Origin of the sequence: Enterococcus sp. AZ141 (assembly GCF_051714385.1) — a bacterium.
GTDB classification, from domain to species: domain Bacteria; phylum Bacillota; class Bacilli; order Lactobacillales; family Enterococcaceae; genus Enterococcus_D; species Enterococcus_D entomosocium.
Genome location: NZ_JBIORT010000001.1, coordinates 2,772,475 through 2,785,623 on the forward strand (window position 1 = coordinate 2,772,475; position 13,149 = coordinate 2,785,623).

The following is a 13,149-nucleotide window of genomic DNA, read 5'->3' on the forward strand; positions in this document are numbered from 1 at the left end:
CGTGAAAAAGATTGCTTTATTTCCAGGGAGTTTTGACCCATTGACATCCGGTCATGTTGATCTGATCGAGCGAGGAGCCACGCTTTTCGATGAATTGATCGTCGGCGTTTTTACAAACACCAATAAAAAAAGTTTTTTTACTAGTGAAGAAAAAGTTCATTTGATCGAAGAAGCCCTCGCCCATATTCCTAACGTCAAAATTCTGGCACAAGAAACAGAGCTAACAGTCACGATTGCGAAAAAATTAGGTGCCCAGTTTCTGCTTAGAGGCATTCGCAGTGTGAAAGACTATGAATATGAGCGGGACATTATGGAAATGAACCATCACCTAGAACCCTCATTAGAGACCGTCTTTCTTTTAGCAGACGCAAAACATAGTTTCATCAGTTCCAGTTTGTTGAAAGAGATCTTAACCTTTAACGGCGATGTTGCCGAATATTTACCTCAAAATATCTACGATGCTATAGTAAAGAAGCGTGATACCAATGAATCTTAAATCAACGATCAAATATGTTCTCTTGTTTGTTTTAGCGCTGATCATCGCCGCTTGTGCCTTTTTGCCGATTCCCTATTATATCGAGCAACCAGGAGCAACGATCGATTTAAAAGAGCTGATTACCGTCAATCAAAAAGAAGACACATCAGCCGGCTCCTTTTCTTTGACCAGTGTTGGAATTCGACAAGCTACCGTGTTCACAGCGATTGGAACGAAATTCAATGAATTCCAAGACTTGATCAGTGAGGAAGAACTTTTAGGCGGTGCGACAGATGAGGAGTACAACCGCATTCAACGCTACTATATGGAATCCTCGCAAAATAGTGCGATTGAGCAAGCATTAAAGCTGGCAGACTTACCTTATGAAATGACCTATAAAGGGGTCTATGTCATGGGGATCGATCCAAATTCCAGCTTTGCTGGGAAAATATCCGTTGGAGATACCGTCACCGCAGTCAATGGTAAAGAATTTAAAAGCAGTCAAGATTTTATAGACTACGTCCAAAGTCAAACCATTGGTGATGAAATCACCGTGACTTACTTGCAAGATGGCGAAGAAAAAGAAGCAACGGGCAAACTAATTGAACTGGAGAGCAATCAAAAAGCCGGTATTGGCATCTCCCTCGTCGATCATACAGAGATCACTTCTGATGAAGAGATCGTGATCGATTCTGGCAATATCGGAGGACCTTCCGCTGGTTTGATGTTCACCCTTGAAATCTATGAACAGTTGACCGGAGATAACCTACGTAAAGGTCACAACATAGCTGGGACAGGAACGATTTCAGCTGACGGAACCGTTGGTCGAATCGGTGGGATCGATAAAAAAGTAGCGAGTGCCAGTGAAAGTGGTGCAGAAATCTTCTTTGCCCCAGATGATGAAATCACTGACGAAGAGCGTGAAATAGATCCTTCCATCAAAACAAATTATGAAGAGGCAGTAGCAGCAGCGAAAAAGTTAGACACGGATATGAAAATCGTTCCGATCGCCAATGTCCAAGATGCCTTGGATTATCTAGCAACACTAAAAGAAGCAAATTAAAACGGCACTCGCCGTTTTTTTTTATTGTCTAAAGAATACAGTAGGCTCAAAGAAAAGGTTATGCTATACTTTTAGATAAGGAGTGTGAATCTAGTGGAATTAAAAAGACAACAACCGATCGTTGAAGCATATCATTTCGATATGAAACCGAAAGACAAAGAAATGGAAACCAAATTGAATGTCGGCTTTGCGCCGTTAAAAGTCAAAGATGAAGAATATATGGAAAAAAACAGTATTATTGGCGCCCGGCTAGAATTTCAATTAGTGTTCCCTGATTATGTTTTGTCAGGACGTGTCGGACAGGTCAATCATATTTTGAATCGTAAAGTCAATTCTGGAGAAGATCTAACAAAAGCTGAAACTGATCGTTTGGTTGAGCCATTGTTTGATATCGTCAAACGCCTGACGTATGAGGTGACAGAAATCGTGACCGACAAACCAGGACTCCAACTGAACTTCAATACCAACTCGAACCCCACACAAGAATCGACCGAAGAAGAAAAATAAGTTGAAATAGGAGGGATTTCCATTGTTTTCCAACCAAATGCAAGTGATGCTCTACGTTGATGATGTGACGAAAGCTGTCGAATTTTGGCAAGAATTAGGCTTTGTGATCATTGAACAGCAAACGATCGATGGAACATCCGTCGTCGAAATCGCTCCTTCAAAAGAGGCAGAGGTTCATTTTGTCTTATATGACCGTGAGTTCATCGAAACGCACTCACCTGAAGTCGCATTAAATTCCCCATCGATCATGTTTTTTGCTGAGGATATTACAGCTCTCTATAAAAAACTTTTAGAGATGGAAGCAGAAGTCGGCGAATTGATTCAGATGGAAGAACAGCTGGTTTTCAATTTTGCCGATCCGGATGGCAATTATTTTGCTGTTTCAGGAAAATAGGTTTTACCGATCGTAATCAATCATTCGTCTTTATGAACCCGACTCTATGCTGTCGAACCGTTCAAGACGAATGATTGTTTTTTGATTTTAATGCAAGACATTTTGCAGCCAAAGGGCTAAAATTGATAATAAGAGACTCAATTGCCTTTAAGGAGGGAATGACTATGCAAAACTATCTTTATGCAATCAGTGATATTCATGGAATGGCCGATCTTTTTAAAAGTCTTCTTGCGGAATATGATCCGAAAATCCATCAGTTGCTTTTGATTGGTGATCTAAATGACCGAGGACCAAAGTCCAAAGAGTGTTTAATGCTCGGAAAGAAATTAGTTGAAGAACATCAAGCGATTTATTTACGTGGCAATCACGAAGAGTATTTTCTGCAATTTCTAAATGCCCCAGAGGATTGGTTCGCCGCCTACGTACGCAATGGCGGCAAAGAAACGATTGAAAGTCTTTTACATTCAGGAGCTACTGAAGAGTATTCGCCAACGGAAATTGCCTTGATGATCCGAAGTAGATATGGAGACTTAATAGAGTTTTTGATGGAGCGGCCGCTTTATTACGAATGGGGGAAGTATCTTTTTGTCCATGCGGGCGTGGATTTAAGTAAAAAAGATTGGCGGAAGACCGCCGACCACGATTTTATCTGGATTCGCGAGCCATTTCATAAAGGAAAAAACCGTACAGGAAAAACGATCGTTTTTGGTCATACCATCACGCCAATGCTGCATGGAGATATGCAGACGACGGATCTTTGGCAACAAGACGACAAAATCGGCATCGATGGCGGGGCAGTATTTGGTGGATCGGTGCATGGCGTGATTTTTGATGACAAAGGGGTCCTTCAGGATATCGAATATCAAAATTTAGCAGGACCTTGGCAACCAGACTTTTAAAAGTCTTTTCTAAAAAGAGAAAAGCAGCCATTACAAGAGCCCCGAAGCAATGTTCCTTTCGTGCCTTCTTGTTTCCTCAATGGCTGACTTTTTTATGTTAAAATAGCAAAAGCAACAAAGGAAAGGTGAGAACGAATGGCAGAAATGAATCAAGAGGTACTTGATTTAGTGAAACAAGAACTAACCTCTTTTACCCAAAAACAAATCAGTACGGTGTTACAATTATTGCAAGAAGGAAATACCGTTCCGTTTATTGCCCGCTACCGTAAAGAAATGACGAATGGACTTGACGAAGTTCAGATTCGAGAAATCGAAGAGCGGTATCAGTACTTAGAAAACCTAGAGAAACGCAAGCAAGAAGTTTTGCGCTTGATAGAAGAACAAGAAAAGCTAACGCCTGAACTATCACAGGCGATTTTAGCTGCGACAAAAATGCAGGCCGTCGAAGACCTGTATCGTCCTTATAAACAAAAACGACGCACCAAAGCGACGATCGCCAAAGAAAATGGCTTGGAACCATTTGCTCAGTGGCTGTTAAGCTTCTCAAAAATAGGTGACGTACAAGAAAAAGCGACCGAATTTATGAGTGATGCTGTCCCTACTGTAGAAGATGTCTTGGCTGGCGCCCATGAGATCATTGCAGAAGGCGTTGGTGATACTGCAGAATTTCGAAGTTGGATTCGGAGCTATTATTCTAACAAAGGACTGTATAAGAGCACGGTCAAAAATGCTGAAAAAGATGAAAAAGGCATTTATGAAATGTATTACGATTTCCAACATCCTATCAATAAGATGGTTTCCCACCGGGTTTTAGCCACCAATCGTGGAGAAAAAGAAGACATTTTGAAGGTAACGCTTGTGGCAGATGAAGAAAAAATCATGGAGTACCTACGTCGGAAATTGATCACAAATAGTGATTCACCCGCAGCCAGTTTTGTCCAAACTGCTGCTGCTGACGCCTTGAAACGTTTTATCTTACCAGCGATCGAACGAGAGATCCGCAATGAGTTGACAGAAAAAGCCGACGAACAAGCAATTGCGATTTTTGGAGAAAATCTTCGCAATCTGCTGCTGCAGCCTCCGTTGAAGGGGAAAGTCGTTTTAGGGTTTGATCCAGCGTATCGAACGGGCTGTAAATTGGCCGTCGTTGATGAGACAGGAAAAGTATTAGCGATCGAAGTGATCTATCCCCATAAACCGGCGCCGATGAATAAACGAGAAGCGGCTGGACCAGCGTTTCGTCGCTTATTGCAAACCTATAAAGTTGAAATGGTCGCAATCGGTAATGGGACGGCGAGTCGAGAGTCAGAGCAATTCGTCGCTGAACAATTAAAATTGATCGATCAAGAGGTATATTATGTGATCGTGAATGAGGCAGGCGCTTCTGTTTATTCGGCCAGTCCGATCGCCCGGCATGAATTCCCTGATCTGCAAGTGGAAGAACGAAGTGCCATCAGTATTGGTCGCCGTCTCCAAGATCCCTTGGCAGAATTAGTTAAAATCGATCCACAATCGGTGGGCGTCGGGCAATACCAACATGACGTTTCGCAAAAGCGCTTAGCCGAACAATTGGATTTTGTCGTGGAAACGGTCGTCAACCAAGTAGGCGTTGATGTCAATACCGCAAGTGCGGCACTTTTACAGCACGTGGCGGGCTTAAATAAAACGACTGCCCAAAATATCGTGACCTATCGAGAAGAAAACGGGGTATTTACGCAGCGCAATCAACTGAAAAAAGTCCCTCGCTTAGGGCCAAAGGCCTATGAACAGGCGATCGGTTTTATGCGGATTCCTGGCGGAAAAGTCATTTTGGACAATACCGGGATTCATCCAGAAAGTTATGACACTGCCAAAGAAATTTTGGCGCTCGCGGATATTTCTCTAGCGGAGCTTGGGAAAGAACAATCGGAAGAAAATAAAGTGAAGTTGGCGCAAATGCGTCCAGCAGAACTTTCTGCTAAATTGTCTGTCGGGAAAGAAACCATCACAGATATCTTAAAAGCGTTAATGCAGCCAGGACGTGATATGCGGGATGAAATGCCAGCCCCATTATTGCGCAAAGATGTGTTGAGTATGGAGGATCTAAAACCGGGAATGGAATTGAAAGGAACTGTTCGAAATGTGATCGACTTTGGTGCTTTCGTCGATATCGGTGTCAAACAAGATGGACTGGTTCATTTGTCGAAGCTGAGCCGTTCGTTTGTAAAACATCCGAAAGACGTTGTTTCCGTTGGTGATGTCGTAACCGTTTGGATCGAGCAAGTAGATGTCAAAAAAGGCCGTATCAGTTTAACCATGATCGATCCAGGAAATGCTAAATGACCCAACAAGAATTGCAGCGTTTGGTGGAAGAGCTTTCGCTGTCTGTTTTCAATAAACCATTTACGCATCGAGCGGTATTTAATTCTCGCTTAAAAACAACCGGTGGCCGTTACCATCTAAGTGATCACCACTTGGATTTCAATCCAGTGATGCTCACAGAACACGGGATGGAGGTTTTTATCGGCATTATCAAGCATGAATTATGTCACTATCATTTGCATTTAGCAGGTCTTGGTCATCGTCACCAAGATCCTGCTTTTAAAGCATTGCTGGCAAAAACGGGAGGCCTGCGGTATGCACCTCCTGCCAAAAGGACAGCGAAACATCGCTATCGATGTCAAAATTGCGGCTGCGAGATTCGGCGGCAGCGGCGTGTGGATATCAAAAAATATGTTTGTGGAAAATGTCGTGGACGTTTGCTAGAAATAGGAAATGATGAGAAAAGTCAAGTCGAAAAATAAAACTCGTTGCTATTTTTTTCATTTTGTATGATAATGTAGGTCGTGTGACAACCTGATATTTGTCAATACACGCGTTTTTTTACGACGCGGATTTGAGAAAAGAGGATTATAATAATGGAAAATCAAAACAAAATACATCATTTTGTTGGAATCAAAGGTTCCGGTATGAGTTCATTGGCTTTGATTCTGCACGAAAAAGGCTACCAAGTACAAGGCTCTGATGTGGAAGAATATTTCTTCACTCAACGTGATCTAGAAAAAGCAGCAATCAAATTGTTGCCTTTCGATAAAGCAAACATTCAACCAGAAATGGTCATTATCCAAGGGAATGCTTTCCCTGACACCCACGAAGAAATCATACGGGCCAAAGAACTTGGTTTAGAAGTCACTCGTTATCATGACTTTATTGGCCAATTCATTCAGCCCTATACGAGTATTGCTGTGACTGGTTCTCACGGAAAAACCAGTACGACAGGATTGCTTTCTCATGTTTTAAGCGGCATCCGGCCAACAAGTTTCTTGATTGGCGATGGTACCGGTCATGGAGAGCCCGATGCGGAATTCTTCTCGTTTGAAGCTTGTGAATACCGCCGTCATTTCTTAGCTTATTCACCGGACTATGCAATTATGACCAACATCGATTTTGATCATCCGGACTATTTCCACTCGATTGACGATGTCTTCTCAGCCTTTCAATCGATGGCAAGTCAAGTAAAAAAAGGCATTTTTGCTTTTGGTGATGACGAGTACCTGCGTAAACTTGAAGCAGATGTCCCGATCTACTATTACGGCGTCAACGATAACGACGATGTTCAAGCAAAAAACATTGAACGCACCACCCAAGGTTCAGAGTTCGACGTCTTTATCCATGGTGAAAACATTGGCCATTTTGTCTTGCCAGCGTTTGGTCAACACAACATCAACAACGCACTCAGTGTGATCGCTGTGGCTTACAAAGAAGGATTGGACATGAAAGAAGTTGCCGCTGAGATGCTCTCATTCCCTGGAGTGAAACGTCGCTTCAGCGAAAAAATCGTAGCGGATATGACGATCGTAGACGATTACGCCCATCATCCTGCAGAAATCAAAGCAACGATTGATGGCGCTCGTCAAAAATATCCGGATAAAGAGATTATTGCTGTCTTCCAACCTCATACCTTTACCCGTACGATCGCTTTAATGGATGAATTTGCGGAAGCGTTAGATCTTGCAGACCATGTGTATCTATGTGATATTTTTGGATCTGCTCGTGAATCCCGAGGGGATGTTAAAATTGAAGATCTGGGCAATAAAATTCAAAGAGGCGGAACTGTGATCAAAGAAGAGAACGTTTCTCCGCTACTAGATCATCAAAATGCTGTCGTGATTTTTATGGGAGCAGGCGATGTGCAAAAATTTGAAACAGCCTATGAAAAACTACTAAGCAATACAACTCGTAACGTATTGTAATCAAAGACTCTTGTGGCGTGTTTGCTGCAAGAGTTTTTTACATCTGAAGTTTTTGCAAAAGCAGCACCGCGAACTTGCACTTTTGTCGGCATCTGATAGAATATACTCAGATGAAACTATTCTTTTTGGAGGAATTAAATTTTGAATATAGGAAAACCGCGAAAAATAGGGAAAAGTATTGAAGATATCGAGGAAGGCGATTCGTTATCCTTAACAGAATCGATCGAAGACAATCAACTGTTGTTATATTTAGGACTTACTAATGATGCAAACCCTTTGTATATTCAACATGACTACACGCAAAATACTGAGTATCAGCGTCCCATCGTACCATCCATCATGTTGATGGGGATCATCACCAGTGCCGTATCGAAACATTTGCCTGGTCCTGGCTCTCATGTAGTCAATTTTTCGGTGAACTTTATTGAACCTGTATATCATTATGAAACATTGACCTTTGAATTCGAAGTGATCAAAGTGGATAAAATGAAAGACGTGGTAACTATTTCGGTTGAAGCGATCAACACAGAAGATCATCGTATTTTAGATGCTGTGGTCATGGTCCAGCCGCCAAAAGCAGTAGCAGTAAATGAGGAGGAACAACAAGATGAATAATTTAAACAATGAAACCGTCCAAGCCCAAGGCTTAAATCGCTTTTATTCAAAAGTGTATTTATTCTTCGGCGTTGGGCTTGCGATCAGTGCGATTTCAGCCTATATTTTTGGGGAAGTCTTCAAAGCGCAAACCCTGCAATTTATCGACAATTTTCCGCTAGGATTTACCGGTCTTTGGATCTTACAGATCATTCTAGTTATTGTATTAGGGGTGAAGGCGCAGAAAAATCCGTCCTTGACCGTTGCTGGCTTTTTAGTCTATTCGCTCTTGAATGGATTGACCTTGTCTGTGACATTGATGATCTATGACTTTGGATCGATCGTGGGAGCATTTGTTTCAGCAGCCGTCACTTTTGGTGTCATGTCAGCATTTGGGATCATGACCAAACGTGATCTAAGTGTGGTTGGTCGTATCGGCTATGGTCTGTTGATCGGGATCATCATCTCAACGCTCTTGAATGTATTTATTTTACGCAGTCAACCGGTTGACTTTTTCTTATCGATCGTGACCGTCTTTGTCTTTATGGGAATCACCGCTTATGACAATCAGCAAATCCGCAATGTATACTTCGCAACGAATGGTGGCGCAAATACAGGAGTGGCCGTTTTCATGGCATTACAACTGTATTTAGACTTCATCAACTTATTCCTAGCGTTATTGCGAATCTTTGGCAAAAACAACTAAAAAAAGTGCGAGGAAACTCGCCTTTTTTTTTGTATAAAATGAGAGAGAAAACAAAGCAATTCATCGCTTTTGTGCCCGTTCTTTGATAGAATAAAGAAGAACTTTTTGAGAAAAGGAGTAATCAAATGCCAAAAAATAAATTACTACTCGTTGATGGGAATAGTGTGGCTTTTCGCGCGTTTTTTGCGTTGCATAATTCATTAGAACGGTTTAAAAATGCCAATGGGCTGCACACAAATGCCATCTATGCGTTTCATACTATGTTTGAAAATGTGATGGCAAAAGAACAGCCAACACATGTTTTAGTGGCTTTTGATGCTGGAAAAACCACCTTCAGGACAGCGATGTATGAAGATTATAAAGGTGGACGTTCAAAAACCCCTGGGGAATTTAAAGAACAAATGCCTTACATTCGCGAATTGATCAACGCGTTAGGTGTTCAATACTACGAATTAGATAACTATGAAGCCGATGATATCATTGGCACATTGGCAAATAAAGTCGATAAAGAGCTATTTGATGTCGTCGTTTTATCTGGCGATCGCGATTTGACCCAGCTGGCAACGGAGCACGTGAAAGTTGACATTACGGTCAAAGGCGTTAGCGAAATTGAAAGTTATACGCCCGCTCATGTGGCTGAAAAATATGACGGCCTAACGCCCTTACAAATCATCGACATGAAAGGACTAGCTGGCGATGCTTCCGATAATATTCCCGGCGTCACCAAAATTGGTGAGAAGACAGCCATTAAGCTTTTAAAGGAATATGGCTCCGTTGAGGGAATCTATGAACACATCGATGAAATGAAAAAAAGCAAGATGAAAGAAAACTTGATCAATGACCGTGAGATCGCCTTTCTTTCAAAACAATTAGCAACCATCGATGTGGATGCGCCCATTGAGGTCGATGTCGACAAACTGAAATATGAAGGCAAAGATTTAGAGAAATTGGTGCCATTCTACCAAGAAATGAACTTTAATAGCTTCTTAGATAAGCTGCAGATTACAGCTGAACCAGTTGAGATGGAAGACATTTTGTTTTCGGTCGTTGAAGAAGTAACGGAAGATATGTTCCAGGGAGACACAGCATTGTATGTCGAGATGATGGGGGATAACTATCATTTGGAAGACATTGTCGGTGTTGCTTGGGGCAATCAAGAAAAAATTTATGTCAGCAATCGTGAAGAATTGTTTGAAAGTCCAGCCTTTACCGATTGGTTAAAAGACGAGAAACGTAAAAAATTCGTCTATGATGCCAAACGCACGTACGTGGCGTTAAACCGGTACACGACAGCACCAAAGGGAATCGCTTTTGATGTTTTATTGGCAGCTTATCTTTTAGACACGAATGATACGAATAATGACATCGCAGGTGTTGCCGCTCACTATGGCTATGATGCGATCCAATCGGATGAAGCGATTTATGGAAAAGGAGCGAAAAAAGGGCTGCCGGCGGATGAGGAAGACTTCTTTGCTCATTTAGCCCGTAAAGTAGCGGCGATTACAAACCTAACACCAAAACTTACGGAAGAATTGGCAGCGAAAAATCAAACAGCGCTCTTTGAAGAAATGGAACTGCCTTTATCAATGATTTTAGCTGAGATGGAGATTACCGGCATCAAAGTTGATGCGTCTCGCTTGCATCAGATGAAGGGCGAATTTGCACAACGGTTGCATGAAATTGAAGAAAAAATCTACGCCGAAGCTGGAGAAACCTTCAACTTAAACTCGCCGAAACAACTGGGTGTGATTTTATTTGAAAAAATGGGCTTACCAGTTATCAAAAAAACCAAAACTGGCTATTCGACCGCAGTCGATGTGTTAGAACAACTAAAAGAGCAAGCACCAATCGTTGAAGACATTTTGACTTATCGTCAAATCGCTAAGATCCAATCAACCTATGTAGAAGGCTTATTAAAAGTGATCCAAGGAGATGGCAAAGTCCATACGCGATATGTACAAACCTTGACCCAAACTGGTCGTTTAAGTTCTGTCGATCCAAACTTACAAAACATTCCGATTCGTTTAGAAGAAGGTCGAAAGATCCGCGAAGCCTTTGTGCCACGAGAAACTGATTGGGTTATCTATTCCTCGGACTACTCTCAAATCGAACTACGGGTGTTGGCACATATTTCAGATGATACCCATTTGAAAGAAGCCTTTATCGAAGGTCAGGATATCCACTCAAGTACAGCGATGCGAGTCTTTGGTATCGAAAAAGCAGAAGATGTGACACCAAATATGCGTCGTCAAGCCAAAGCGGTCAACTTCGGTATCGTTTATGGTATTTCTGATTATGGATTATCACAGAATCTAGGAATCACCAGAAAAGCCGCCCAACAATACATCGATACGTATTTTGAAAAATATCCTGGTGTGAAAACGTATATGGAGGATGTGGTTCGTGAGGCGAAGGACAAAGGGTACGTTGAAACCTTGTATCATCGCCGTCGTTACCTACCTGATATCAATTCGCGCAATTTCAATATTCGGACTTTTGCTGAAAGAACCGCCATCAATACACCGATTCAAGGCAGTGCGGCGGATATCTTAAAGATTGCCATGATCGATTTGGCGAAACGTTTGAAAGAAGAAAAATTAGCAGCAACGATGCTGCTGCAAGTACACGATGAACTAGTCTTTGAAGTACCTGAATCTGAATTGCCTCGTCTTGACGCTTTGGTGAAAGAAGTGATGGAGCAAGCCGTTGCATTGCATGTCCCTTTACTGACAGACAGCAATTGGGGCAAAACATGGTACGATGCAAAATAAATGAGGTGAACAGAGGTGCCGGAATTACCAGAAGTTGAAACGGTCCGCAAAGGACTTGAAAAACTTGTTTTAAATAAAACGATCGAATCGGTTGAGATCCTTTGGCCGCGAATCATCGAAAGTCCTGAAGTACCGATCTTTTCGACACTTTTGAAAGGGCAACGTTTTGAAAAATTTGAACGACGTGGAAAATTTTTGATTTTTAAATTGACAGATTATGATCTGATCTCTCATCTACGAATGGAAGGCAAGTACGAGTATTTTGAGTCAGACCCGATTGTCGATAAACATACACATGTCATTTTCCATTTTACAGATGGCAGTCAGTTAAATTACCATGATGTAAGAAAATTTGGTCGTATGACCTTAGTGGATAAAGACCAAAGCGCAGCCTATAAAGGGATCATGCAATTAGGTCCTGAACCTAAGCCTGAATTGTTTTTATTAGAAGCATTTGAACAAGGATTGAAGCGTTCGAAAAAAGCCATCAAACCGTTATTGCTTGACCAAAAGCTCGTTACTGGTTTGGGCAATATTTATGTAGATGAGGCGCTGTGGCAAGCAAAAATCCATCCAGAGCAACCAGCGGATTCATTAATGCCAACTGAAGTAGATGTGCTGCATGAAGCAATCATCGATGTCTTAGAGCGAGCTGTTGAAGCAGGCGGAACTACCATTCGAACCTATCTCAATGCACTAGGAGAAGCCGGGAAATTCCAAATGTCATTAAATGTCTATGGCCAGACAGGCAATCCTTGTGGCCGATGTGGCACACCAATCGTCAAGATCAAAGTTGCCCAACGGGGGACGCATTTTTGTCCTCAGTGTCAAAAACTGCATGTGAGGTCCAACAAATGAGTTTTGTTTTAGGCGTCACCGGGGGAATCGCCACTGGAAAAAGTACTGCAGTCGCGCATTTTCGATCACTGGGTTTACCGATTATTGATGCCGATATCATCGCAAGAGAAGTCGTTGAACCGAATACGGAGGGCTTGCAGGCGGTGACGCAAGCCTTTGGTCCGCAGATTTTGACCGATGATGGGCACCTAGATCGACAAACCCTCGGTGCTTTGATTTTTAACGATCCAGAAAAACGCCGCATGCTGAATCAGACGTTATCTCCTTTTATTCGACAAGAGATTTTGTCTCAGATCGAAGAAAAAAAACAGGAAGTGCCATTGTTGATCGTTGACATTCCTTTGCTTTATGAAGCCGACTATGACCAATACATGGATCAAACCGCAGTCGTTTATGTGCCAGAAGCCATTCAAAAAGAGCGGTTGATGGCACGTAATCAGTTGAATGAGCAAGAAGCGCAACAACGAATCGACAGTCAGCTGTCAATTGAGAAAAAGAAACACCGGGCCGATATTGTCTTTGATAATCAAGGAACGATCGCCCAACTCAATCAGCAGATCGATGATTGGCTCGCATCTATAAATAAATAGGTAAGGCAGCAGGTTCCCTTTCACTAAAGGGAACCTGCTATTTTATCTTTCAATAGCAAA

Annotated in this window: 13 protein-coding genes; all 13 read left to right on the plus strand. The window is 42.1% G+C overall.

Going from position 1 to position 13,149, the window contains the following annotated elements; genetic code table 11:
* Position 1 precedes the first annotated feature (1 nt).
* The 13 genes from coaD to coaE all read left to right on the plus strand — a co-directional run bounded on the left by coaD (position 2) and on the right by coaE (position 13,089).
* The gene (coaD, locus tag IGI89_RS12760; RefSeq protein WP_005231326.1) at positions 2 to 496 is read left to right on the plus strand and encodes a pantetheine-phosphate adenylyltransferase; all 495 of its coding nucleotides are present in this window, start codon (positions 2 to 4) and stop codon (positions 494 to 496) included.
* Entirely contained in the window at positions 486 to 1,538 is a 1,053-nt protein-coding gene (locus IGI89_RS12765) for a SepM family pheromone-processing serine protease (protein WP_005235759.1), read from the plus strand. Before coaD ends, IGI89_RS12765 begins: the two co-directional genes overlap by 11 nt.
* A gap of 93 nt (positions 1,539 to 1,631) precedes the next feature.
* Positions 1,632 to 2,045, plus strand: coding sequence for a DUF1149 family protein (locus IGI89_RS12770; RefSeq protein ID WP_008380094.1), 414 nt, complete (start codon positions 1,632 to 1,634; stop codon positions 2,043 to 2,045).
* 22 nt (positions 2,046 to 2,067) lie between these two features.
* Positions 2,068 to 2,439: a VOC family protein gene (locus IGI89_RS12775; RefSeq protein ID WP_005235761.1), complete on the plus strand. Its 372-nt coding sequence runs from the start codon at positions 2,068 to 2,070 to the stop codon at positions 2,437 to 2,439.
* Between the two features lie 164 nt (positions 2,440 to 2,603).
* The gene (locus IGI89_RS12780) at positions 2,604 to 3,338 is read left to right on the plus strand and encodes a metallophosphoesterase family protein (RefSeq protein WP_034878541.1); all 735 of its coding nucleotides are present in this window, start codon (positions 2,604 to 2,606) and stop codon (positions 3,336 to 3,338) included.
* A 135-nt stretch (positions 3,339 to 3,473) separates the two neighbouring features.
* Complete coding sequence (locus IGI89_RS12785; protein WP_430600975.1) at positions 3,474 to 5,660, plus strand: Tex family protein; 2,187 nt, start codon at positions 3,474 to 3,476, stop codon at positions 5,658 to 5,660.
* Entirely contained in the window at positions 5,657 to 6,121 is a 465-nt protein-coding gene (locus tag IGI89_RS12790) for a SprT family protein (protein WP_008380085.1), read from the plus strand. Before IGI89_RS12785 ends, IGI89_RS12790 begins: the two co-directional genes overlap by 4 nt.
* Positions 6,122 to 6,235: 114 nt before the next feature.
* A complete protein-coding gene (gene murC, locus IGI89_RS12795) occupies positions 6,236 to 7,570 on the plus strand; it encodes a UDP-N-acetylmuramate--L-alanine ligase (protein WP_005235767.1) in 1,335 nt (444 codons plus the stop codon).
* A 141-nt stretch (positions 7,571 to 7,711) separates the two neighbouring features.
* Positions 7,712 to 8,185, plus strand: coding sequence for a MaoC family dehydratase (locus IGI89_RS12800; RefSeq protein ID WP_005235769.1), 474 nt, complete (start codon positions 7,712 to 7,714; stop codon positions 8,183 to 8,185).
* Positions 8,178 to 8,870, plus strand: a complete 693-nt coding sequence (locus IGI89_RS12805) for a Bax inhibitor-1/YccA family protein (RefSeq protein WP_005235771.1) — start codon at positions 8,178 to 8,180, stop codon at positions 8,868 to 8,870. Before IGI89_RS12800 ends, IGI89_RS12805 begins: the two co-directional genes overlap by 8 nt.
* Positions 8,871 to 8,995: 125 nt before the next feature.
* Entirely contained in the window at positions 8,996 to 11,641 is a 2,646-nt protein-coding gene (gene polA / locus IGI89_RS12810; RefSeq protein WP_005235779.1) for a DNA polymerase I, read from the plus strand.
* Between the two features lie 15 nt (positions 11,642 to 11,656).
* Positions 11,657 to 12,499, plus strand: a complete 843-nt coding sequence (mutM, locus tag IGI89_RS12815) for a DNA-formamidopyrimidine glycosylase (RefSeq protein ID WP_008380077.1) — start codon at positions 11,657 to 11,659, stop codon at positions 12,497 to 12,499.
* Positions 12,496 to 13,089, plus strand: coding sequence for a dephospho-CoA kinase (gene coaE / locus IGI89_RS12820; RefSeq protein ID WP_438735717.1), 594 nt, complete (start codon positions 12,496 to 12,498; stop codon positions 13,087 to 13,089). The genes mutM and coaE overlap by 4 nt, the downstream gene beginning before the upstream one ends.
* Positions 13,090 to 13,149 lie beyond the last annotated feature (60 nt).

Bases quoted from the DNA above. Each gene is read 5' to 3' on its own strand.
- IGI89_RS12765 (WP_005235759.1), top strand. From the start codon at position 486: ATGAATCTTAAATCAACGATCAAATATGTTCTCTTGTTTGTTTTAGCG.
- IGI89_RS12780 (WP_034878541.1), top strand. From the start codon at position 2,604: ATGCAAAACTATCTTTATGCAATCAGTGATATTCATGGAATGGCCGAT.
- IGI89_RS12785 (WP_430600975.1), top strand. From the start codon at position 3,474: ATGGCAGAAATGAATCAAGAGGTACTTGATTTAGTGAAACAAGAACTA.
- IGI89_RS12790 (WP_008380085.1), top strand. From the start codon at position 5,657: ATGACCCAACAAGAATTGCAGCGTTTGGTGGAAGAGCTTTCGCTGTCT.
- murC (WP_005235767.1), top strand. From the start codon at position 6,236: ATGGAAAATCAAAACAAAATACATCATTTTGTTGGAATCAAAGGTTCC.
- IGI89_RS12805 (WP_005235771.1), top strand. From the start codon at position 8,178: ATGAATAATTTAAACAATGAAACCGTCCAAGCCCAAGGCTTAAATCGC.
- polA (WP_005235779.1), top strand. From the start codon at position 8,996: ATGCCAAAAAATAAATTACTACTCGTTGATGGGAATAGTGTGGCTTTT.
- coaE (WP_438735717.1), top strand. From the start codon at position 12,496: ATGAGTTTTGTTTTAGGCGTCACCGGGGGAATCGCCACTGGAAAAAGT.